Here is a 21,943-nt window from a genome sequence, read left to right as displayed (position 1 = left end):
GCCCAACGCCTGCCGAGGCGATTGCGCCGCACGCGGTTGCGGATTGCGCCCGGGTGCGTCACAGCCGCGCCTCGCCATGGCGGCTGTTCGACAAGAAACGGGAGGCACATCGTGGACACAGGCCAGGATGCCGCGGCGCTCGGCCTCGATTTCGGCACCACCAACACGGTGGTGGCACGCGCCGACGGGGCGGATCAATCGCAGCTGCTCGAGTTCGCCGGTGCCGAGGCGACGGGCGCGGTGTTTCGCTCCGCCTTGTGCTTCTGGGAGGACGAGGCGGGCTGGAACGGCGCGGCGCACGATGCCGGGCCGTGGGCGATCGCGGAATATCTCCAGTCGCCGCTCGACAGCCGCTTCGTGCAATCGTTCAAAACGGTGGCGGCGAGCCCGCTGTTCGAGCGGGCGATGATCTTCAACCGTCCGTTCCGCTTCGAGGATCTGGGTCGGCTGTTTCTGCAGAAGCTGGTCGCACATGCCGGCGGCCAGCTCGACCGGCGACCGGCGCGCGTGGTGGTGGGGCGGCCGGTGGAATTCGCCGGCGCGCGCGCCGATCCGGCGCTTGCCCGGCAACGCTACGACCAGATGTTCGCCGCCTTCGGCAGCGAGATCATCTATGTGCACGAGCCGCTTGGCGCGGCGTTCAGCTATGCCGCGCGCCTTACCGAGCCGGCGACCATCCTGGTGGCGGATTTCGGCGGCGGTACGACCGATTTCTCGTTGGTGCGCGTGGGTGCGCCGGGCGCGGCGCGGCGCTGCGTACCATTGGCTTCTTCGGGCGTCGGCATCGCGGGCGACCGGTTCGACCGGCGCATCGTCGAACGGCTCGTGCTGCCGATGCTTGGCCGCGGCGGGCAGTATCGCTCGATGGGCAAGGTGCTCGACATTCCCGGCGGCTATTTCTCCGAGTTCGCCGACTGGTCGCGCCTCGCCATGATGCGCAACCGCAAGACCCTGGACGAGCTGCGTCGGCTGCAACGCCATGCGCTGGAGCCCGAAGCGGTCGGTCGCATGATCGCGCTGATCGAGCACGAACAGGGCTTTCCGCTGTACGATGCGGTGGGGCAATTGAAGCGCGCGCTGTCGAGCGCGGACGAGGCCGCGTTCCGCTTCCACGGCGAGGGAGTGACGATCGAGGCAACGGTGCGCCGCGCCGAGTTCGAGGCGTGGATCGCGGAGGACCTGCAGCGGATCGAGGCCGCGCTGGACGACGCGCTGGCCCGCGCGGGCGTCGCCGAGCCGGCGATCGACCGCGTGTTCCTGACCGGCGGATCGTCGCTAATCCCGGCGGTGCGCGCGATATTCGAGCGGCGCTTCGGCGATGGCCGCCTTGCGACCGGCGGCGAGCTGACCTCGATCGCGCACGGCCTGGCGCTGATCGGGGCGCAGCCGAATGCGGCGGAATGGGCCGCCTGACCGACGCGGCCGCGATTGGCCTTTGGCCGCACGGTGGGTTAGGCCCGCGCCGGTGAGAATTTTCGCTCCGCTCAGCAAACCCGTCCGGCTGATCCCCCTGCTTTTCCTGGCGGCGATCGCGATTGGCACGCTTTTGCTGCTGCTGCCGATCGCACACGCCGGACCGGGCGGCGCGCCGCTCATCGTGGCGCTGTTCACCGCCACTTCCGCCGTTTCCGTCACCGGGCTGATCACGGTCGACACGGCGACTTTCTGGACGCCGTTCGGCCAGGCGGTGATCCTGCTCCTGTTCCAGATCGGCGGTTTCGGCATCATGACCGCGGCGGTGGTGCTAGGGCTGGTGGCGGGCCGCGACATCCGGCTGCGCGACCGCATTCTCACCCGCGTGGAGCGTAGCCGCCTCGCCGCCGGCAATGCGCAGGGCGTGTTGTACCTCGCGCTCAAGGTCACCCTTCTGCTGGAGGGTACGAGCGCGGTGGTGCTCGCGCTGCGCCTGCGCGCGGTCTATCACGAAAACTGGGGCGAGGCGCTGTGGCATGGCGTGTTCCATGCCGTCTCCGCGTTCAACAACGCCGGCTTTTCCAGCTATTCGGACAGCGTGATGCGGTTCCAGAACGACGTCTGGATGCTTGGCCCGCTGATGATCGCGGTGATCGTCTCCTCGCTCGGCTTCCCCGTGCTGCAGGAGATCCGCAATCGCCCGCGCGGCTGGCGCGGCTGGACCATTCACAGCAAGATCACGCTGATCGGCACCGCCGTGCTGCTCGTCGGCGGCTTTGTTGCGATGCTGGCGGCGGAATGGAACAATCCCGGCACGCTTGGCCCGATGAGCGTGGGCGACAAGATCCTGAACGCCGGCTTCCTTTCGGTCATGCCGCGCACCGCGGGGTTCAACAGCGTGAACATGGCGGCGCTGCGATCGGAGACGCTGAGCTTCCACTACGTCCTGATGTTCATCGGCGGGGGCAGCGCGGGCACCGCCGGTGGCATCAAGATCACCACCTTCGTGCTGGTGATGCTGGTGGTGTGGAGCGAAATTCGCGGGCGGCGCGATGCGACGATCATGGGGCGCCGGGTGGAAACGCGGCTGGAGCGCCAGGCGCTGACGGTGGTGGTGCTCGCCAGCATGCTGATCGGCACGGGTACGATCATCCTCCTGTCGGTGACGCACCTGCCGCTGCACGACGTGCTGTTCGAATGCATCTCCGCCTTTTCCACGGTTGGCCTGTCGACCGGCATCACCGGCCGCGTGCCCGTGTCGGGGCAGCTGGTGCTGATCGTGCTGATGTATGTCGGCCGGGTCGGTACCATCACCATTGCGACGGCGCTGGCGCTCAGCGATGGCCGCAAACCCTATCGCTATCCCAAGGAGAACCCGATTGTCGGCTGATCGCAGAAAGCCCGTGCTGGTGATCGGCCTGGGCCGCTTCGGCAGCGCAGTGGCCCATTCGCTGATGCGCATGGGCCACGAAGTGCTGGGGGTCGACGCCAATCCGCGCCTCGTCGAGATGATGGCGGCCGAGCTGACGCAGACGGTGGAGGCGGACACCACCGACATCGATGCGCTGCGCGCGCTGGGTGCGGGTGAGTTCACGTCGAGCGTTGTGGGGATCGGCACCGATATCGAGGCCAGCGTGCTGACCGTGCTCGGCCTCTCGGATCTCAAGGTGCCGTCGATCTGGGCCAAGGCGACCAACGACAATCACGGCCGCATCCTGCAGCGCACGGGCGCACACCATATCGTGTTTCCCGAGGCGCGCATGGGTGAGCGCGTGGCGCACCTGCTGAACGGGCGGCTTATCGATTTCATCAAGTTCGACGATCGCTTCGCCATCGCTAAGCTCGCCGCGCCGGGGCCGATCGTCGGCGTGACGCTGGCGCTCAGCGACGTGCGGCGCAAGTACGGGATTACCGTCATCGGCATCAAGCGGCTGGACGAGGATTTCGTCTATGCCACGCCCGACACATGGGTGCTGCCCGACGACATCATGATCGTGTCGGGCACGATCGAGCAGATCGAGCGCTTTGCCGCGATCCGCGCGAAGGGCTGACGCGGGCGGCGGGACGCAACTTTGCGCGAAGGGGAGTGGTTCCAGCAGCATGGCCATTGCATTCGACAACAGCTACGCCCGCCTGCCGGCGCATTTCTTTGCCGCCGTGCGCCCGCTGGAAAGCCCCGCCCCTCGGCTGATCGCCGTCAACGATGCGCTGGCGGGGGAGTTAGGCATCGACGCTGATTGGCTGCGCGGGCCGGCGGGGCTGGACGTGCTGTCGGGCAGGGTGATCGCCGACGGTGCGACGCCGATCGCACAGGCCTATGCCGGGCACCAGTTCGGCAATTTCCAGCCGCAGCTGGGCGATGGGCGTGCGGTGCTGCTGGGCGAGGTGATCGACCGGCAAGGTCGGCGGCGTGACATCCAGCTGAAGGGCGGCGGGCAGACGCCGTTTTCGCGATCGGGCGACGGCCGCGCGGCGCTGGGGCCGGTGCTGCGCGAATATCTGGTTAGCGAATTCATGTCGGCGCTGGGCGTGCCGACCACGCGCGCGCTGGCGGCGGTGACGACAGGCGAGACGATCATGCGCGACACCCCCCTGCCCGGCGCGATCATTACGCGGGTGGCGGCGAGCCACATCCGGGTCGGCACGTTTCAGTTCTTTGCCGCGCGCGAGGATACCGCGGCGCTGCGGCTGCTGGCCGATCACGTCATTGCGCGGCATTATCCTGATGCCGCGCAGGCGGAGAACCCGTATCTCGCGTTGCTCGACGGCGTGATCGCGGCGCAGGCACGGCTGGTGGCGCAGTGGACGAGCGTGGGGTTCATCCATGGCGTGATGAACACCGACAATGTCGCGGTGTCGGGCGAGACGATCGACTATGGGCCGTGCGCGTTCATGGACGATTATGATCCGGCGACGGTGTTCAGCTCGATCGATCGGGCGGGGCGCTATGCCTATGGCAACCAGCCGCGGATCGCCGCGTGGAATCTGGCGCGCTTTGCCGAGACGCTGGTGCCGCTCCTCGATCCGGAGGAAACGGCGGGGGTGGAGCGGGCGCAAACAGCCCTCGGCGGCTTTGCCCCGGCCTTTGCCGAGGCGTATTTCGGCCTGTTTGCGGCGAAGATCGGCCTTGGCGGTGAAGCGGACACGCGGCGCGCGCTGATCGAGGCCTTGCTGAAGGCGATGGCGGAAAATCAGGTCGATTTCACGCTGTTCTTTCGTCACCTCGGCGCAGCGGCGGCAGCCGATGGTGGCAGCGCGGACGAGCCAGTCCGATCTTTGTTCGTCGATCCTACCGCGTTCGATGGCTGGGCGCGCGAGTGGCGCGCGGCGCTAACCGCAGAGGCACGACCAGGACCGGAGCGGCAGGCGGCGATGAACCGCGTCAACCCGGCTTTCATCCCGCGCAATCATCATGTCGAGGCGATGATCGTCGCGGCGGTGGAGCGCGAGGACTTCGCGCCGTTCCACCGCATGCTGGCGGTGCTGACCCGGCCCTTGGACGATCAGCCCGAAGCGGCGGACTTTGCCATGCCGCCCGCGCCGCACGAGCGGATCACCGCGACCTTCTGCGGGACGTGATCGGCTACAGATAGGTTTCGATCACCTCCGACGCGGTGATGCACACGCACAGGCCGATCAGCATGGCGACGTTCCAGCGCCGCGCGCGCACCAGCAGCAGGCCGGCGAACAGCAGGAGGATCACGATCCCGCTTGCCTCGTACAAGGCGTCGGCGATCGGCGTGGGCGCAGGCGCGAGCGCGGGCGGCGGTGCCGGGTGCAGGGTGTCCAGTACGCCCGCTCCGATCCAGCTCGACACATTGGCCAGTAGCAGGCCGCCGATCACCAGGCGTTTTTGCTTGTCGTACCAGACGTCGAAGTCGGGCCATTCTTCCGGCGCGTCGGGGAAGATCAGGGTGGCAGCGAGATAATAGACGCCGACCATCGCCAGCACGCACACGAGTGTCACGTAGGTCGCGTCGATCTGATCGCGCGCATTCCACGCGAGGAGCCAGAAGCTCGACAGATCGAGCATCACCAACGCGCCGAGCAGCGGCGTGAGCCAGCCGATCCGCACCGCCGCGGTGCCGCGCTTCAGCTTCAGCGCACGCGAGAAGCCGCCCAGCACCTCCGAAATGGCGAGGCCGAGCAACAGGCCGTAAACGGCGAAGACCAGTTCGAACGAGCTCATGCCGGCTGTAATCCGCGACAAGCGTGTCAACGGCAAGCGGCGTTGTGCGCCCCTCGCCCGCCCCGTTCCCGCTCCGGGATGCCGCCCGACAGGCGCTGTCCGGTCATGCCGCAAGAACAGCTTGCGGGCGCGGTACCGGTATCGCTAGATCGGGCGGGTGAGCCATGGGGGGAACATGCCGCCGACGGAGGCCGAGCGCCTGCGCGCGTTGAGCGAGCGGGCGATCCTCGACACGCCGCCCGATCCCACCTTTGACGGCATCGTCCAGCTTGCCAGCCACCTGTGCGATACGCCGGTGGCGCTGGTCAGCCTGGTCGACGAGGATCGCCAATGGTTCAAGGCGCGGCTGAACTTTCCCGAATGCCAGACCGATCTCGATCGATCGGTGTGCCGCTTCGTGGTGGCGGCGGCCGACCTGCTGGTGATCCCGGATCTCACCGCCGACCCGCGCACGCGCGGCAACCCGCTGGTGACCCACGATCCACACATCCGCTTCTATGCCGGCGCGCCGCTGATCACCGCGTCGGGCCACGTGCTGGGCGCCCTGTGCGTGATCGACGAGGTGCCCCGGCCAGAGGGGCTTAGCCCGCAACAGGCGGCGGGGCTGTGCGCGCTGGCGCAGCAGACGGTGGAGGCGATCGAGCTGCGCCAGGCGCTGCGCGATCACCAGGTGGCGCTGGCCGAGCGCGACGCCGCGCGCGCCTCGCACCTGCAAAGCGACGAACGCTGGCGATCGCTGTTCCACAACCTGCACGAAGGCTTCATCCTGGCGCGCGTGATGCGCGACGCAGCCGGGCGCATCCACGACTGGCGCTACGAGGACGTGAACGCCGCCTGGAGCGAGCTGGTCGGATTGCCCGCCGATCAGGTGGTCGGGCGCAGCGTGCGCGACGTGCTGCCGGGGTTGGAAGACGAATGGGTTAACGAGTTCGCGCAGGTGGTGGAAAGCGGCGCGGCGCGGCGCTTCACCCGGCAGGTCGGAACGCTAGATCGCTGGTATGACGGCATCTGCCAGCGGATCGACGACGAGACGTTCAGCGTCATCTTTCTGGAAGTAACCGAGCGGATCAAGGCCGTGCAGCGGCGCGAGGCGCTGCTGCAGCTGGGCGACGCGGTGCGCGATTGCGCGGACGAAGCCGAGATGCAGCGGCTGGCGACGCGGATCGTGGGCGAAACGCTGCACGCCTCGCGCACCGCCTATGGCGAGCTCGACGCCGATCGCGAGCGGATCAATGTGGCGGTGGATTGGTCGCCGACCGGATCCGGCGAGCTGCTGGGTCAGCACCCGCTGTCGGATTACGGCGATCTTCGCGACAATTTCCTGCGCGGCGCACCGCTGATCGTCGCGGACGTCCGGACCGATCCGCTGACATTCGGCAAGGCGGCGGCTTGGGCGGCGCTGGGCACGGTCGCTGCGCTCAACCTTGCGGTGCAGGACCGTGGCAAGACGATCGCCATGTTCATCGTCCACCATGCGCAGCCGCATCAATGGACCGCCGACGAAATCGCCTTCGTCCGCAACGCGGCCGAGCGGCTGGAGATCGGCATCGCACGGCTCCGCGCGGAGCAGCAGCAGGCGATCCTGAACAGCGAAATTTCGCACCGGCTGAAGAATTCGCTATCCATGGTCCAGGCGATCGCCTCGCAAACGCTGCGCGGGCAGGTCGGCCCAGCGGTGATCCGCACCCTGACCAGCCGGCTGCAGGCGCTCGGCACCGGGCATGACGTGCTGCTGCAACGCCATATCCAGTCAGCCGATTTTCAGACGCTGATCACGCGGGTGCTGGACGCCGCGGGTGGTACGGATCGCTACGATTGCGTCGGGCCGGCGTTGCAGCTGGGCGCCCGCGCCGCGCTGTCCTCCTCGCTGCTGTTCCACGAACTGGCGACCAACGCGTTGAAATACGGCGCGCTGTCGAGCGAGCACGGGCGCGTCGCGATCACCTGGACAGTGAGCGGCAATGGCGATGACGCGATCGTGACGCTCGACTGGTCCGAAACGGGCGGCCCCCCGACGCAGGCGCCGACGACCACCGGCTTCGGCTCCAAGCTGCTGAATCTGGGGCTGGTGGGAACGGGCGGCGCCAGCCTCCGTTATGGGTCGACCGGTTTCGATGCGACGTTCCAGGCGAAACGCAAGCACCTCGAAGAAGCGTAATGACAAGCAAAAGTAAGTCCCAACGGCCCCCGGCCGTCGTGCTGGTAGTGGAGGATGAGCCGATCCAGCGGCTGGAAATGATCGCGCTGGTCGAGGAAGCCGGGTTCACGGCGGTGGAAGCGTGGGACGCGGACCATGCCGTGTCGATCCTCGAAGCGCGGCTCGACATCCACGTGGTCTTCACCGACATCGAAATGCCCGGATCGATGGACGGATTGAAGCTGGCGGCGGCGATCCGCCATCGCTGGCCGCCGATCGAGATCATCGTCACCTCGGCCGGCACGCGCCCGGACATTGCCAGCCTGCCGGCGCGATCGATGTTCCTGCCCAAGCCGATCGACCCCGACGCGGCCATTCGCGCAATGCAGCAGTTCGCCGCCTAACGATCGATCGCGCGAGAGCGCGACAGCATAAGGGCGCGGTCAGCTGGTCGGGGCGGTGAGCACCAGCGCCAACGCGTCGATCAGTTCCTGGGCGCGGAACGGCTTGGTAAGGCGCGGCAGGTCGGGCGCGACGCCCTCGACATCGGCATAGCCCGAGACGATGAGACACGGCAGGTCGGCGCGCATCTGGCGCGCGCGGCGGGCGAGCTGGGTGCCGTCCATGCCGGGCATCAGGTGATCGGTGACGAGCACGACGACCTCGGGATGCTGGCCGAGCAGCGCCAGCGCCGCCGTGCCCGAAGCGGCCTCGATCACCGAAAAGCCGGCCTCCTCCAGCATGTGCGCGGTGGCGTGGCGCACCGCCTCCTCGTCATCGACCAGCAGCGCGGTGCCGCGGCGATGGGGGCCGATGACGGCCTCCTTCCCATCCGGCGCCAGCGGCTGCGCCGGGGCGGCGGCAGCGGGCAGCCACAGCTCGACATTGGTGCCCAGCCCCGGCTGGCTGAAGATGCGGATGCCGCCGCCGAGCTGGCGCGCCAGCCCGTGCACCATCGACAGGCCAAGCCCGGTCCCCTTGCCGATCCCCTTGGTGGAGAAGAACGGCTCGATCGCGCGTGCCAACGTCTCGGCATCCATGCCAATGCCGGTGTCGGCGACCGAGATCATCACATAATCGCCCGGCTTCAGATCGCCGAGCTCCGGCGTCGGCTGATCGACGTGGCACGCGGCGGCGGTGATGCGCAGCGTGCCGCCCGCCGGCATCGCGTCACGCGCGTTCACTGCCAGGTTGAGCAGCGCCATTTCGACCTGGTTGGTGTCGGCGTGCGCGGGCGGCAGATCGGCCGGCGCCTCGATCGCCACCTGCACCTGCGGGCCGGTGGTGCTGGCGACCAGATCGCCCATGCCGGCGACCAGCGCGCGCACGTCAATCGCCGTGGGCTGCAGGGGCTGGCGGCGGGCAAAGGCGAGCAGCCGCTGCACCAGGGTGCGCGCACGCTCGGCCGATTGCAGCGCCGCGCCGATCAGCTTGCGCTCGCGATCGCTGCCTAGGCCGCGACGGACGAGCAGGTCGAGCGAGCCGATGATGGGGGTGAGCAGATTGTTGAAATCATGCGCGACACCGCCGGTGAGCTGGCCCAACGCCTCGACCTTTTGCGCCTGGCGCAGCTGATCCTCCGCCTCGGCCAGCCGCTGCTGCTCCTCGATCCGCTCGGTCACGTCGTGCGCGATCTGGCAGGCACCGATCAGCCGGCCGTCGGGATCGCGCAGCGTGCTGAAATTGAGGTGAAAGCAGCGTTGCCCCAGTGCGGGATCGCCGAACGCGGCCTGCAGCTCATATTCCTCGCCGTCGAGCGCGCGCGCCCAGGCGGCGCGTACCCGGTCGCGCTCCTCCGGCATGTGATCGAGCAGGTCGAGCATGGAATCGCCGACGCGCGGGGTGATGCCATATACCGCTTGATAGGCGGCAATGGCCGCCTGGTTGATCGCGAGCCAGCGGAAGTTGTGATCGGCGACGAAGATGATCGCCGTGGTATGCTCCACGACATCGGCGAGCAGCTTGCGCTCCGCCAGGCCGGCCGCGACGCGCTGTTCCAGCGTATGGTTCAGCTCCACCAGCGCCTGTTCGGTGCGCTTGCGCGCGGTGATGTCGATCGCGGTGCCGATGACGCGCAGGCAGCGATGATCGTCGAAGACGCCGCGGCCCTTGGCGGCGACCCAGCGGATCACGCCGTCTTCCTTGCCCACCGTGCGATATTCGACATCGTAGATCGCGCGGCGCGCCGGGTCGGCGGCGGCGGCATAAGCGGCGGCGGTGGCCGGCAGGTCGTCCGGATGCACGCCGCCGTAGAAATCGTCCATCGTGACGGGCACGTCGGGCGATACGCCAAACATGGCGCGCACCGCGGGCTGCCAGAACAAGGTGTTGTTCACCTCGTCCACGTCCCACAGGCCGATTTCGGCAGCAAAGAGCGCGAACCGCAACTGCTCCTCGCTGGCGCGCAGATTCGCCTCCGAGGCGACGCGCTCGACATGCGCCCAGGAGCGGTCGGTGACCTGGCGGATCAGCGACAGTTCCGCCTCGCTCCATTCGTGCGGCTGCTGGTGGTGGATCGCCATCAGCGCGCGGAGGCGGCCGTTCTTGATCAGCGGCATGCAGATGGTGGCGCCGATGCCGATCGCCTGGAAGGTCGCGGCTTCGTGGGGCGCGAGCTCGGTCGCGACGTCGTTGACGATCAGCGGCTCGCCCGCGCCGAGCCGTTCCACCGCCAGCGCGCCGAAGTCGGCGAGCCGGTAATGGCCGACGATCGAGGGCATGGCGGGCACGTGCCAGTCGCCGCGGATCGAAAAACCGTCCTCGTCGGCATCCATGTCGGCATAGGCGCAATTGGCGACGCCGAGGTGCCGGCCGACCCGCTCGGTGGTGACGCGCAGCACCGCATCGGCATCGTGCAGGTCGGCGACCGCCTGCCCGAGTTCGTCAAGGAAGCGATATTGTTCGCGGCTGAGCGCCAGGTCGCGCTCGGCGACCACGCGCGCGGTGATGTCGAACACGATCGCGAGGCAGCCGATCGGGGTACCGGCATCATCGCGCAGCGGGAGATATTCGAGGTCCATCCAGACCTGCTCGGCGACCCCGTAGCGCCACAGCTCCAGCGGCTGCGCGTGGAAGCTCAGCGGCTCGCCGGCCAGTCCGGCGGCGATCACCGCGGCGTTGAAATCGCGCGCCTCGGGCCAGATGTCGTTGGCGTTCGCACCCAAAGCCGCTGGGTGGCGCGGGCCGCACACCGCGGCATACAGATCGTTGTAAAGGAGCACGCCGGTCGGTCCCCACAGGATCGCCATGGCGACCGGCGACGACAGCATCGTCTGCACATGTGCGCGCAGCGACGCCGGCCATCGATCGAGCGGGCCGAGCGGCGTTGCCGCCCAATCGTGCGCACGGATCAGATCGCCGGTCTCGCCGCCACCGATCAGCAACGCGCCAGCGGTCGGCGCGTCGGGGGCGCCATGCTCTGATCGTGCGCCGCGCGTGTCCGTCATGGCTGCCGGATGCTCATCCATCAGCAAGGTCTTAGCGGAATGCAGCGGGTTGCGGTAGCGACTTGGATCAAGCGCGCGCCATCTTGCCCGACGCATCGCCCGCGCCTACGATGTAACAATGTATCACGCCCGATCCCGGTCGTCGCAGCAACCGACGCCGCCTAACCCCGCAAACGCGCCGAGCGCCCGCTTTTTTCCTGCCGTCGGGCTAGCGCCGGGGATGCGCGTGCTGGACGTCGGGTGCGGCAACGGCGATCTCAGCCGCATGGTGGCGGCGCTGGTCGGCCCAGACGGCGCGGTCGTCGGGATCGACCGGAGCGAAGATGCGCTGGCCGCGGCGCGGGACATGCCGGCGGCGGCGGGGTCGGCGCCGATCGACTATCGGGTGGCGGACCTTGCCGGCGAGCTGCCCGATCTCGGCCGGTTCGACGCGATCGTCGCGCGGCGCGTGCTGATGTACCTGCCCGATGCCGCCGCCACGCTGGCGCGGCTCGCCCGGTTGGCGAAGCCCGGCGCGATCCTGGCGTTGCAGGAACATGCGCGCGCCGACCTGCCATGCGGCCCCGATCCGCTGCCGGTGCATCGGCAGTATTACACGCTGATGTGGAACACGATCGTCGCCGAGGGCGGCGACGTGACGCTCGGCTATCGGCTCGCGGCGCTCGCGCGGCAGGCGGGCTTCACGATCGAACAGGCGCGCAGCGAAGGCGTGCTGCTGCAGCCGTGGGAGCCGTCATTCCTGCCGACGCTCGCGCGCTTCATGCTGCCGCGCATGATCGACAAGGGCGTGGTGCGCGCGGGCGAGATCGATCACGACGCGCTTGCGCCGCTGATCGAGGAGGAACAGCGCAGCGCGAGCGGCGCGATCTGCTGGGATCTCGCGTTTCTCGTGTCGGCGCGGTTCGACGGCTGATCCGAACGGCACCCTCACATTCGTTCAGCGGCGATCACTCCTGATCGCAGCGCACCGCGGCGGCAAGGTCATCGCGCGCGGCCGCCTCGGCCATGCCGGGCACTTCGGCGAGCTGGCGCAGCGCGGTGAACCGGCCGCGATCCTCGCGATAGCGGACGATCTCGAACCCGTGGCCCTTCAGCGCCGGCACCGCGTCGATCTCGTCGGCGGTGGCGGTGTTGATGTCGAGCGCCATTACAGGTTCGCCTGTTCGTCGACCGGCAGGTCGGCGTCGGGCGGATAATAGAGTTTCGCGCATTCGTCGCGCAGGCAGCCGCCCTCGATCACGATGTCGTCGCGATAGGCGTCGGCGATGAACGACAGCGTGTCGACGTGCTTGGCCTCGAAATACATTGCATGCACGTCGTCGCGGCCGGCGCCGTAGACCACCCGGCCGACCTTGGACCAGATCGAGGCCATGGTGCACATGCCGCACGGTTGCAGCGTGGAATAGAGCGTCGCGCCGCGCAATTCCTCCTCCCCGATCCCCTCGCATGCGCGGCGGATCGCCATCATCTCGGCATGCGCGGTGGCGTCGGGCAATTCGCTGGTCTGGTTGCGCTCGCCGGCGATCTCGCGGCCGTCGCGCACGATCACCGAGCCGAGCGGGGCGGTGGACGGGTGCGAGCCCTTCGACCGGGCGATCTCGATCGCGCGGCGCATCCAGCGTTCGTCTTCCTGTGTCATCCGCGCCCAACGCGCCGCGCGCCAAACGGTGCCCGGACGGAACGGCGGGGGCGGCGGCCCGTTGGTCGGATACACGCAACGCGGGCCGCATGCCTGCGCCGCGGGAGAGGCAAAAAGCGCATGTTCTTCGATAATTGGCACGGCATCCTGCGCGTTCTGGTGGTGGGCACCAGCGCCTATGTCGCGCTGGTCGCGTTTCTGCGGCTGAGCGGCAAGCGGACGCTAGCCAAAATGAACGCGTTCGACCTGGTGGTTACCGTGGCGCTGGGTTCGACGCTCGCCACCGTGCTGCTGACCAAGGATGTGGCGCTGCTGGAGGGGCTGGTCGCCTTTCTGCTGCTGGTGATGCTGCAATTCATCGTCGCTTCGCTGTCGGTACGCTTCGGCTGGGTCGAGGCGGTCGCCAAGTCGGAGCCGAGCGCGCTGCTGGTCGACGGCACGATCGACGACGCCGCGCTGCGCCGTGAACGCGTGACGCGCGACGAGGTGCTGTCGGCGGTGCGGTCCGCAGGGATCGGCGACCTTTCGGCGGTGGCGGCGGTGGTGCTGGAAACCGACGGCTCGTTCAGCGTTGTGGGGTGTAACGCCGCTGGGAATCGATCCGCGCTGCCCGACAGCGCAAGGCGCCGCGCATGAGCGACGAGACGAAGCAAGATCTGGCGCAAGCACGTACAGATTATGCAGAAGATCGTACGCATTTTGCAGAAGACCGGACGATGCTGGCGCATGAGCGCAGCTTTGCCGGCTGGGTGCGGACCGGCATGGCGAGCGTCGGTATCGCGCTGGGCTTCACCGCCTTGTTCAAGGAAATCGAGCCCGTCTGGGTGCCCAAGGCGATCGCCACCGCCTTTCTGCTGATCGCGATCCTCGTCTTTCGCTCGGCCGAGCGGCGCGCGTGCGGCATCCTGTCGCGGCTGGAGGCGCACACGGTGAAGACGCTGAAGCCGGTGCGCATTCGCCTCCTCACCTGGGCGCTGAGCCTTGCCACGCTTGCGCTGATCGGGGCGATCTGGTGGCTGGCGTGACCACGCGATGACGCAACGCGGCGCCGCGGCGGGTTAACGAAAAACATAGGATCGCCGCCATAACCGTACACAATGGAGCGTGAACCTCATCGCAGCGCCGATCCCGCCGAAACGTCATCGGTATGGCTGGCCGCGGCGACGCTATATTTTCTGCTTGCCGCCTCCACCATCCACCTGACCAGCGACGGGCGCGGCATCGCCACCGTCTGGCCGGCCAATGCCGTGCTGGTCGCGCTGCTGCTGATCGGGCCGCGACCGCGCTGGCTTACCGTGCTGAGCGCGGGGCTGGTGGGCAATGTCGCCGCGAACTGGCTGACTCGCGGCGCCATCTCGGGGCCGCTGTTCTACAGCCTGGCGAACGGGCTGGAGGTGGCGATAGCGGTGTTGCTGATACGCGCCGACCAGCGGCGTCTGGAGCTGCTGCGCTCGACCGGCCGGCTGTTGCGCTTCGTGCTGGTTGCCGGGGTGATCGCGCCGACGATCAGCGGCGTTATCGGCGCAGCAACGGCGATGCTGGTGTACGACCAGCCGTTCTGCACCGCCTTTACGACCTGGGTGCTGAGCGACGCGCTGGGTCTGCTGGTGTTCACTCCCTTCTTTTTTTCGACCTTCAACGGCGATTTTCTCGCCTGTTTCGCGAGCAAGAGCCGGCGCCAGCGGCTGGAGGGCGCGGCGCTGATGGCGCTGACCGCGGCGACGGCAGGTATCGTGTTCTTCGTGGCCGAGCAGCCGGCGGTGTTCCTGCTCTATGCGCCGATCATGCTGGTGACATTTCGCGTCGGGCCGCTCGGCACCAAGATGGCCGTCATGCTGGTCGCGGTGATCGGCGCTTGTGCGACCGCGCTCGGCATCGGGCCGGTGACGATGACCAGCGCGGACCCGGGAGTGCAGGCGCATCTCTTCCAGGCGACGCTGGCCGTGATGCTGCTCACCTGCCTGCCGGTGGCGGCAGCGCTTGCGCAGCGCGCGCGGCTGGTCGAGGGATTGGCCGCGCGCGAGCAGGAGGCAGCGCAGGAGGCGGTCACCGATCCGTTGACCGGCGTGCTCAACCGTCGCGGGTTCGAGCGCGCGGTGGCGGAAGCGGCGGCACAGCCAGAAAGTTCGCTGTCATGCGTGATCATCGATCTCGATCGCTTCAAGGAGCTGAACGATCGTTGGGGGCATCAGTTCGGCGATCGCGTGCTGCACCATGTTGCAGCGATGCTGCGCAGCAATACGCGCCCCGGCGACCTGGTAGGGCGGCTGGGCGGCGACGAATTCGCGCTGTTATTGGCTAGCGCGCATGCACCCGCCGATGCGGTGTGCACGCGCATTCAGGCCGCACTGCGCGCCGCGCCTCTGTGCCCCGACGGGCGCACGCAGGTGATGGTGGCCATGAGCTGCGGCGTGGCGACACGGATGGCGGGCGAGGATTTCGAGCGTATGTACCGCCGCGCCGATACCGCGCTCTATCGCGCCAAGCACGCCGGGCGGAACACCGTGCGCGTCGCCTGAGCCACGTCAGCCTTGCGGGGCGAGGCCGGTGGAGCCGCGTACCAACAGGCGGTGCGGCAGGTCGATCGCCCGTTCGTGCGCCTGCCCGTCGATCAGCGCGATCAGCGCGTCGGTGGCGGCATGCGCCATGTCGTAGGTCGGCTGGTGGATGGTGGTGAGCTGCGGCCAGGTGACGCGCGAGATCAGGCTGTCGTCGAACCCCGCGACCGAGACGGCGCCGGGGATGTCGAGGCCATGCTCCTTTGCCGCGACGCACACACCCGCCGCCATGTCGTCGTTGGCGGCAAACACCGCGCTCGGCCGCATCCGCCCGGCGAACAGCCGGCGCCCGGCGGCGAGGCCGGATTCGAACGTGTACATCCCCTGCTCCAGCAGCGCGGGCTCGAACGCCACCCCTGCCTCCGCCAGCGCCGCGCGAAAGCCGCACAGCCGCTGCCCGGTGGAGGCGTGGCCGGGATCGCCCTGCACGAATGCGATGCGGCGATGGCCCAGCGACAGCAGATGCTGCGTCATCGCCTGCGCTGCCGCGACATCGTCGATCCCCACCATCGGCGAGGCATCGAGCGCGGTGGTCGGCGCGATGCGGGTGAACGGCATGCGCCCCTCGCGCAGTTCGGCGACGGTGCGCGGATCGTCGCCGAGCGGCGGGGCGAGCACGATCCCCTCCAGCCCCGAGGTGCGCGCGACCTGCAACAACTTGCCCGACATCGCCCGCGCGCTTTCGCAGGGGAATAGCAGCAAGCGGAACCGCTCGTCGTGCAGCCGGTCGAGCGCGCCGGTCTGCAGGTCGACGACATAGTTCGGGCTCGGGTTTTCGTAGAACAGCCCGATCAGGAACGAGCGGCCACGTACCAGCGAGCGCGCCGCCATGTTGGGATGGTAATCGAGCTCGGCCGCAGCCTTCAGCACGCGCTCGCGCGTTCCGTCACGCACGAACGGTTCGTCGTTGAACACGCGCGACACCGTCTTGATCGAGGTGCCCGACCGTTTCGCCACGTCCGTGATGGTCGCGCGCGCGCGCTGCCTGCCTGCCGCTTCCATCCTGTTCGTTGCCGACCCCCGCTGTGCCCCTGCGTGAAGAGGTGATGCCCTTTTGCACCGCAACAGACAAGCGGCGCTGCCGCGCGGCGTTAAGCGTGTCCGGACAAATTGACAACGTTGCCAATCAGCGCTTAGACAACGTTGTCAAATGAAGCGGTGTAATCGGGGGAGAGGCGCGTGATCGGGGCGAAGGCGTTTGAGTTGAGTGGTTCGCTGGTGCGCGTCAGCCATGCCGTGATGGCACTGGCGATGGTCGCCGCCCTGCCGGCCTGTGCCGCACCGACGCAGGATCGCCCCGCCGCTCCCGGTCAGAACGCTGCCGGTCAGGCCGACGCCGCCTCCACCACCGCGCACCCGCAGGATTGGGCCAAGCCCGCCCTCCCCGCCACGCGCAACGCCACGGTGGAAAAGACCGTGGCCGATCTCCTCGCACGCATGTCGCTGGAGCAAAAGGTCGGCCAGGTGGTGCAGGCGGATATCGCCAGCGTCACGCCCGAGGATGTGTACCGCTACCACCTCGGATCGGTGCTGAACGGCGGCAATTCGAAGCCGGGCGAAGGCCATCACGTCACCGCGCCGGCGTGGGTCGCCGCCGCCGACGCCTTCTACGAAGCCTCCATGCGCCCCAACGGCAAGCTGCCGCGCATTCCGGTCATCTGGGGGTCGGATGCGGTGCATGGCCACAACAATGTCGTCGGGGCCACGCTGTTTCCGCACAACATCGGGCTGGGCGCGGCGCGCAACCCCGAGCTGATGCGGCGGATCGGCGCGGTCACCGCCGCCGAAATGCGCGTGACCGGGCTCGACTGGACCTTTGCGCCGACGCTGGCGGTGGTGCGCGACGATCGCTGGGGCCGCACGTACGAGGGGTTCGGCGAGAACCCGGAGATCGCGACCTCCTATGCGCGGCCGCTGATCGAGGGATTGCAGGGCAAGGTGGGCGCGGCGGACTGGCTGCGCGGCGGGCACATCATCGCGACTGCCAAGCACTTTCTGGGCGACGGCGGCACCGCGGGCGGCAAGGACCAGGGCGACACGCGCACCGACGAGGCGACGCTGCGCCGCCTCTTCGCGGCGCCCTACGTTCCGGCGATCGAGGCGGGCGTGCAGTCGATCATGGTCAGCTTTTCGAGCTGGAACGGCGCCAAGATGCACGGCAACCGATCGCTGCTGCGCGGCGTGATCAAGGATCACTGGGGGTTCGACGGCTTCCTGGTCGGCGACTGGAACGGCCACGGCCAGGTCGACGGGTGCAAGCCCGACAATTGCTACCAGACGTTCGTCGCCGGGCTCGACATGGCAATGGCGCCCGACAGCTGGAAGGGGCTGTGGCAGAACACGCTGGCGCAGGCGAAAGACGGCCGCCTCCCCATGCCGGTGCTCGACGACGCGGTGCGCCGCATCCTGCGCGTGAAGGTGCGCGCGGGGCTGATGGAGGCGGGCAAGCCCTCCTCGCGCCCGCTTGCCGGCCAGTACGATCTCCTCGGCAGCGCCGAGCATCGCGCGGTGGCGCGCGAGGCGGTGCGCCAGTCGCTCGTCCTCCTCAAGAACGCGGGCAGCACGCTGCCGCTGAAGCCGGGCGCGCGCATCCTCCTTGCCGGTGACGGCGCGGACAACATGACCAAGCAGACCGGCGGCTGGACGCTGACGTGGCAGGGCACCGGCACCACCCGCGCCGATTTCCCCAATGGCGAGACGATCGCCGAGGGGATGCGCGCAGTCGCCAAGCAGGTCGGCGCGACCGTCGACGTCGCGGCGAACGGCGCGTTCACGCAAAAGCCCGACGTCGCGGTCGTGGTGTTCGGCGAGGATCCCTATGCCGAATTTCAGGGCGACCGCGCCGATGTCGGCTTCGACGATGCGCAGGGCAGCCTGGCGCTGCTCAAGAAGCTGAAGGCGGCGGGCGTGCCGACGGTGGCGGTGTTCCTGTCGGGCCGCCCGATGTGGGTGAACCCGTACCTCAACACGGCCGACGCCTTTGTCGCGGCGTGGCTGCCGGGCAGCGAGGGCGGCGGCGTTGCCGACGTGCTGTTCGGCAAGAGCGATTTCCGTGGCAAGCTGCCGTACAGCTGGCCGCGCACCAGCGATCAGACCGCGGTGAACGTGGGTGATGCGGATTATAATCCGCTGTTCCCCTATGGCTTCGGGCTGACGCTGAAGGATCGCGGCGAGCTCGCGCCGCTGCCGGAGGATCGCGCAACGCAAGCGAGCGGCGATCGCACGATCCTGTTCGATGCCGGCCGTGCCGGTGCGGGCCGCCGGCTGCTGATCGGCGCACCGGGCGAGCTGTCGCCCAATCCCGGCCCCGACCTCATCACCGCGCGCGGCGCGGACCGGCGCGCGCAGGAAGACAGCGTGCGGCTGGTGTGGACCGGCAAGGCAAAGGCAGAGGCCGCGATCGTCGACAACGCACCCGTCGACCTGATGCGCGAAACCAACGGCGCGCTTGCGGTCGAGATCGACCTCAAGGTGGATGGCGCGCCCAGCCGGCCGGTAACGGCGGGCGTGGCGTGCGGCGACCAATGCGCGGGCTCGGTGCCGATCACCGCGCCGCTGCGCGCCGCGCCCAAGGGCGCATGGACCACGCTCACCATTCCGCTTTCCTGCTTTGCCGCGGCCGGCGCCGACATGCGCCAGATCTCGGCCCCACTTTCACTGACGACCGACGGCACGCTGGACCTCACGATCTCGCGCGCGCGGCTGGTTCAGGCGAACGGCGCGGGCACCGCTTGTCCGAACAACAACCAATAAAAACAAGAAAATACCCAGGGGGTTATCATGACCAAGAGAACGTATCTGCCACTCGCCGCCTTGCTTCTGTCAGGCACCGCCATGCCGGCGTTCGCCCAGGCGATCGAAACGCCGCAACAGGATCAGTCCACCAGCCCCACGACGCCCGAAGCGGCGAACGAGGGCACCAACGACATCGTCGTCACCGCCAACCGCCGCGAACAGAATCTGCAGGACGTCTCGGGCGTGGTGCAGGCGTTCTCCAGCGACGACCTGCGCAAGAGCGGCATCACCGAGCTGCGCAACCTCGCGGTCGCCGTACCGGGGCTGAACATCGCCAACCAGGAAGGCAACGTCGAGATCTTCATCCGCGGCGTCGGCTCGTCGAACAACACCGAGCTGGGCGATCCGGGCGCCGCGCCGCACCTCAACGGCAGCTACATTCCGCGTCCGCGCGGGCTTGGCCTGATGTTCTACGATCTTGAGCGCGTCGAGGTGAACAAGGGGCCGCAGGGCACGCTGTACGGGCGCAACGCGCTTGCCGGCACGCTCAACATCATCACCGCCAAGCCGACGTTCGACCGGATTACCGGCTATGCGCAGGCCGAATACGGCAATCGCGACAGCTATGCCGCCGAGGGCGCGATCAACGTGCCGCTGGGCAGCAACTTCGCCGCGCGCGTCGCCGGCTATTACGTCAACCGCGATTATGGCTTCACCAACGCCTCGCCCGATCCGCAGGCGAGCAAGCTGAAGCCCGCCGGGCTTGAGGAAAATTACGCCGGCCGCGTGTCGCTGCGCTGGGAACCGACCGATCGCCTGTCCGTCTCCGTCGTCGGCGATTACGGCAAGGAAACCGGCACCGGCTATCCGGGCGCGAACATCTATGCCGCGGTGCAGGCGACCGGCCTGCGCCCCGAGCAGCTCGACCTGCGCAAGGTCGTCTATCGCGGCCAGCAGGGCGACATGGAGAACGAGCTCTGGGGCGTGCAGGGCAAGATCGGCTACAGCTTCGACACCTTCTCGGTCGAGGCGACGGGCAGCTACCGCTCGGTCGATTTCATGCAGGCCAATGCCAGTAGCGAAAGCATCGCATGGAACGGCCGTGATTATTCCACGGTGCAGTTCGACAATTTCTCGAACAACTTCTGGCAGACCCGCTCGCAGAGCCAGGTGTACGAGCTGCGCGCCAGCGCGGATTCGACGGAGGCGCTGCGCTGGAACCTCGGCGGCTTCTACTTCAAGGAGAAGCAGCAGGTCGGCTATCTCGCCGTCGCCGATCGCGGCTATTGCTGCTATTCGGGCACCGAATTCACCATGCCCGACGTGGACGGCGAAAGCTTCGCCTTCTTCGCCGACGCGACCTATGACGTGACCGATCGGCTGCGCGTGATCGGCGGCATCCGCTACACCGAGGAAAAGAAGTCGCGCTTCGGTATCGGCGGCAACTGGGCGCTGACGCTGGGCGGCAACAACGGCGATTGCTGCGTCGCGACGCGGCTCGGCACCGAGGGCTTCCGCCCGGCGCTGCTCGATCGGCCGAACTTCAACGTCACCGGCCTCACCTCGCCGCAGCAGCGCGCGCAGTTCCTGATCGAAGGCATCAAGAGCGCCGGCGCCCGCGACACGCTGATCCAGCAGATCGGCTCGATCGCCAACGGCACCAACCCGAACGGCACCTGCTTCACCCGGCCGGATATCGACAACGGCTTCGTCACCTGCCCGGCGAACGGCAGCTTCTCCTACGCCAACCTCACCATCCCGGGGCAGCAGGTCGGCTCGGCCAAGTTCAACTTCGTCGACTATCGCGCCGGGCTCGAGTTCGACGTGACGCCGGACAACATGCTCTATGCCAAGGTATCGACCGGGCATAAGTCGGGCGGATTCAACGACACGTTCCAGACCTCGCCGATCCCCGAAGCGTTCGCGCCGGAAAGCCTGACGGTGTTCGAGGCAGGCTCGCGCAACACCTTCGACGCCTTCGGTCGCCGCGCGTACTTCAACCTGACGGGCTTCTACTACGACTATCAGGACCAGGTGTTTCAGGACCTGACCTGCATCAACCTCGACACGACGCAGACCCCGCCGCAGTGCAACGGCTATTCGCTGGTCAACCGCAACATCGGTGCCTCGCGCATCTATGGCGTGGAGGCCGAGGCGCGTTTCCAGCTGCCGGGCAATTTCTCGCTCGACACCAATGTCGCGTATCTCGACACCAAGATCACGCGCGGCTCGGTGGCCGATGCGCGTGGGCAGAACAACGAGACGGGCGAATCCCCGCTGATCGACCTGACCGGCAACCGCCTGCCGCTCGCGTCCAAGTTCAACGTCAGCGTGAAGCTGGCGCAATGGTTCGAGATCGGCCGCGGCCGGCTCGATTGGCAGGCGCTGCTGAACTATCGCTCGTCGTTCTTCCTGTCGCAGTTCAACGAGGACGACATCGTGTTCCTCGACGGCTCGCGCCAGAATGCGCTGCAGGCGGGCTTCCCCGATCGGCAGCAGGGCTACACGACGCTGAACCTCGGCATCGGCTATACTTTGGGCAATTACCGCCTGGAGGCATGGGCGTCGAACTTCACCGATCAGCAGGCGTCGACCAAGGCGCTGGTCGGCTCGGCGCTCAACATCCGCTTCCTGAACGATGCGCGTACCTATGGCCTGCGCGCGCGGGTGAACTTCTGATCGCTCGCCGGTGGCGCGCCCGTGCGGCGTGTCCACCGGCCGGTCCGCCGCGCCGACGAGCCTCCGGTTATTTGATCTTCCCCGACCGGGGTTCCAGGCAAGCGGCTCTTGCGGGGCGGCACCGTCCAGGCGGTGGCCGCCCCATTT

At 68.1% G+C, this 21,943-nt stretch carries 17 protein-coding genes; 12 read left to right on the top strand and 5 right to left on the bottom strand.

What is annotated here, in order from left to right:
- Window positions 1-111 precede the first annotated feature (111 nt).
- From SPDO_RS14545 to SPDO_RS14530, 4 genes are read left to right on the top strand one after another with little or no spacing between them, the layout of a single operon-like run.
- Window positions 112-1,413, top strand: coding sequence for an Hsp70 family protein (locus SPDO_RS14545; RefSeq protein ID WP_245829531.1), 1,302 nt, complete (start codon window positions 112-114; stop codon window positions 1,411-1,413).
- 52 nt (window positions 1,414-1,465) lie between these two features.
- Window positions 1,466-2,803 carry a TrkH family potassium uptake protein gene (locus SPDO_RS14540; protein ID WP_245829530.1) on the top strand — a complete coding sequence of 446 codons (1,338 nt, stop codon included), beginning with the start codon at window positions 1,466-1,468 and terminating at the stop codon, window positions 2,801-2,803.
- Entirely contained in the window at window positions 2,793-3,464 is a 672-nt protein-coding gene (locus tag SPDO_RS14535) for a potassium channel family protein (RefSeq protein WP_211280100.1), read from the top strand. Before SPDO_RS14540 ends, SPDO_RS14535 begins: the two co-directional genes overlap by 11 nt.
- Before the next feature lie 49 nt (window positions 3,465-3,513).
- The gene (locus tag SPDO_RS14530; protein ID WP_088368238.1) at window positions 3,514-4,992 is read left to right on the top strand and encodes a protein adenylyltransferase SelO; all 1,479 of its coding nucleotides are present in this window, start codon (window positions 3,514-3,516) and stop codon (window positions 4,990-4,992) included.
- A gap of 4 nt (window positions 4,993-4,996) precedes the next feature.
- Here the strand turns inward: SPDO_RS14530 and SPDO_RS14525 are convergent, their stop codons facing one another.
- Window positions 4,997-5,602, bottom strand: a complete 606-nt coding sequence (locus SPDO_RS14525) for a hypothetical protein (protein WP_088368237.1) — start codon at window positions 5,600-5,602, stop codon at window positions 4,997-4,999.
- Window positions 5,603-5,777: 175 nt separating this feature from the next.
- Between SPDO_RS14525 and SPDO_RS14520 the strand changes: the two genes are divergently transcribed.
- Window positions 5,778-7,760: a GAF domain-containing protein gene (locus tag SPDO_RS14520; protein WP_088368236.1), complete on the top strand. Its 1,983-nt coding sequence runs from the start codon at window positions 5,778-5,780 to the stop codon at window positions 7,758-7,760.
- A complete protein-coding gene (locus SPDO_RS14515; RefSeq protein ID WP_088368235.1) occupies window positions 7,760-8,143 on the top strand; it encodes a response regulator in 384 nt (127 codons plus the stop codon). The genes SPDO_RS14520 and SPDO_RS14515 overlap by 1 nt, the downstream gene beginning before the upstream one ends.
- Window positions 8,144-8,182: 39 nt before the next feature.
- Here the strand turns inward: SPDO_RS14515 and SPDO_RS14510 are convergent, their stop codons facing one another.
- The gene (locus SPDO_RS14510; RefSeq protein ID WP_211280099.1) at window positions 8,183-11,206 is read right to left on the bottom strand and encodes a PAS domain-containing protein; all 3,024 of its coding nucleotides are present in this window, start codon (window positions 11,204-11,206) and stop codon (window positions 8,183-8,185) included.
- A 97-nt stretch (window positions 11,207-11,303) separates the two neighbouring features.
- Here SPDO_RS14510 and SPDO_RS14505 point away from each other — a divergent pair, with 97 nt between their 5' ends.
- Complete coding sequence (locus tag SPDO_RS14505; protein WP_088368234.1) at window positions 11,304-12,098, top strand: methyltransferase domain-containing protein; 795 nt, start codon at window positions 11,304-11,306, stop codon at window positions 12,096-12,098.
- Between the two features lie 34 nt (window positions 12,099-12,132).
- On the opposite strand, the gene SPDO_RS14500 is transcribed toward SPDO_RS14505, so the two are convergent.
- Both SPDO_RS14500 and SPDO_RS14495 read right to left on the bottom strand, forming a co-directional pair.
- Window positions 12,133-12,333 carry a helix-hairpin-helix domain-containing protein gene (locus SPDO_RS14500; RefSeq protein ID WP_088368233.1) on the bottom strand — a complete coding sequence of 67 codons (201 nt, stop codon included), beginning with the start codon at window positions 12,331-12,333 and terminating at the stop codon, window positions 12,133-12,135.
- The gene (locus SPDO_RS14495; RefSeq protein ID WP_088368232.1) at window positions 12,333-12,824 is read right to left on the bottom strand and encodes a nucleoside deaminase; all 492 of its coding nucleotides are present in this window, start codon (window positions 12,822-12,824) and stop codon (window positions 12,333-12,335) included. The genes SPDO_RS14500 and SPDO_RS14495 overlap by 1 nt, the downstream gene beginning before the upstream one ends.
- A gap of 120 nt (window positions 12,825-12,944) precedes the next feature.
- Here SPDO_RS14495 and SPDO_RS14490 point away from each other — a divergent pair, with 120 nt between their 5' ends.
- The 3 genes from SPDO_RS14490 to SPDO_RS14480 all read left to right on the top strand — a co-directional run bounded on the left by SPDO_RS14490 (window position 12,945) and on the right by SPDO_RS14480 (window position 15,343).
- The gene (locus SPDO_RS14490) at window positions 12,945-13,460 is read left to right on the top strand and encodes a DUF421 domain-containing protein (protein WP_088368231.1); all 516 of its coding nucleotides are present in this window, start codon (window positions 12,945-12,947) and stop codon (window positions 13,458-13,460) included.
- Complete coding sequence (locus SPDO_RS14485) at window positions 13,457-13,849, top strand: DUF202 domain-containing protein (RefSeq protein WP_088368230.1); 393 nt, start codon at window positions 13,457-13,459, stop codon at window positions 13,847-13,849. Before SPDO_RS14490 ends, SPDO_RS14485 begins: the two co-directional genes overlap by 4 nt.
- A 72-nt stretch (window positions 13,850-13,921) precedes the next feature.
- Window positions 13,922-15,343: a GGDEF domain-containing protein gene (locus SPDO_RS14480; RefSeq protein ID WP_088368229.1), complete on the top strand. Its 1,422-nt coding sequence runs from the start codon at window positions 13,922-13,924 to the stop codon at window positions 15,341-15,343.
- A gap of 6 nt (window positions 15,344-15,349) precedes the next feature.
- On the opposite strand, the gene SPDO_RS14475 is transcribed toward SPDO_RS14480, so the two are convergent.
- Window positions 15,350-16,339 (bottom strand): LacI family DNA-binding transcriptional regulator, encoded by a 990-nt coding sequence (locus tag SPDO_RS14475; protein ID WP_245829528.1) that lies wholly within the window; start codon window positions 16,337-16,339, stop codon window positions 15,350-15,352.
- Window positions 16,340-16,561: 222 nt separating this feature from the next.
- Between SPDO_RS14475 and SPDO_RS14470 the strand changes: the two genes are divergently transcribed.
- The gene (locus SPDO_RS14470) at window positions 16,562-19,135 is read left to right on the top strand and encodes a glycoside hydrolase family 3 protein (protein ID WP_342746684.1); all 2,574 of its coding nucleotides are present in this window, start codon (window positions 16,562-16,564) and stop codon (window positions 19,133-19,135) included.
- A gap of 27 nt (window positions 19,136-19,162) precedes the next feature.
- The gene (locus tag SPDO_RS14465) at window positions 19,163-21,796 is read left to right on the top strand and encodes a TonB-dependent receptor (RefSeq protein WP_088368227.1); all 2,634 of its coding nucleotides are present in this window, start codon (window positions 19,163-19,165) and stop codon (window positions 21,794-21,796) included.
- The last annotated feature ends 147 nt before the right edge of the window (window positions 21,797-21,943 follow it).

Origin of the sequence: Sphingomonas dokdonensis (assembly GCF_002197685.1) — a bacterium.
Lineage (GTDB): Bacteria > Pseudomonadota > Alphaproteobacteria > Sphingomonadales > Sphingomonadaceae > Sphingomonas > Sphingomonas dokdonensis.
This window is presented reverse-complemented; position numbering and strand designations above follow the sequence as displayed.

Excerpts from the sequence above, each read along its gene's own strand:
- SPDO_RS14530 (WP_088368238.1), top strand. The coding sequence starts at position 3,514 with ATGGCCATTGCATTCGACAACAGCTACGCCCGCCTGCCGGCGCATTTC.
- SPDO_RS14525 (WP_088368237.1), bottom strand. The coding sequence starts at position 5,602 with ATGAGCTCGTTCGAACTGGTCTTCGCCGTTTACGGCCTGTTGCTCGGC.
- SPDO_RS14520 (WP_088368236.1), top strand. The coding sequence starts at position 5,778 with ATGCCGCCGACGGAGGCCGAGCGCCTGCGCGCGTTGAGCGAGCGGGCG.
- SPDO_RS14515 (WP_088368235.1), top strand. The coding sequence starts at position 7,760 with ATGACAAGCAAAAGTAAGTCCCAACGGCCCCCGGCCGTCGTGCTGGTA.
- SPDO_RS14510 (WP_211280099.1), bottom strand. The coding sequence starts at position 11,206 with ATGGATGAGCATCCGGCAGCCATGACGGACACGCGCGGCGCACGATCA.
- SPDO_RS14505 (WP_088368234.1), top strand. The coding sequence starts at position 11,304 with ATGTATCACGCCCGATCCCGGTCGTCGCAGCAACCGACGCCGCCTAAC.
- SPDO_RS14500 (WP_088368233.1), bottom strand. The coding sequence starts at position 12,333 with ATGGCGCTCGACATCAACACCGCCACCGCCGACGAGATCGACGCGGTG.
- SPDO_RS14495 (WP_088368232.1), bottom strand. The coding sequence starts at position 12,824 with ATGACACAGGAAGACGAACGCTGGATGCGCCGCGCGATCGAGATCGCC.
- SPDO_RS14490 (WP_088368231.1), top strand. The coding sequence starts at position 12,945 with ATGTTCTTCGATAATTGGCACGGCATCCTGCGCGTTCTGGTGGTGGGC.
- SPDO_RS14485 (WP_088368230.1), top strand. The coding sequence starts at position 13,457 with ATGAGCGACGAGACGAAGCAAGATCTGGCGCAAGCACGTACAGATTAT.
- SPDO_RS14480 (WP_088368229.1), top strand. The coding sequence starts at position 13,922 with ATGGAGCGTGAACCTCATCGCAGCGCCGATCCCGCCGAAACGTCATCG.
- SPDO_RS14465 (WP_088368227.1), top strand. The coding sequence starts at position 19,163 with ATGACCAAGAGAACGTATCTGCCACTCGCCGCCTTGCTTCTGTCAGGC.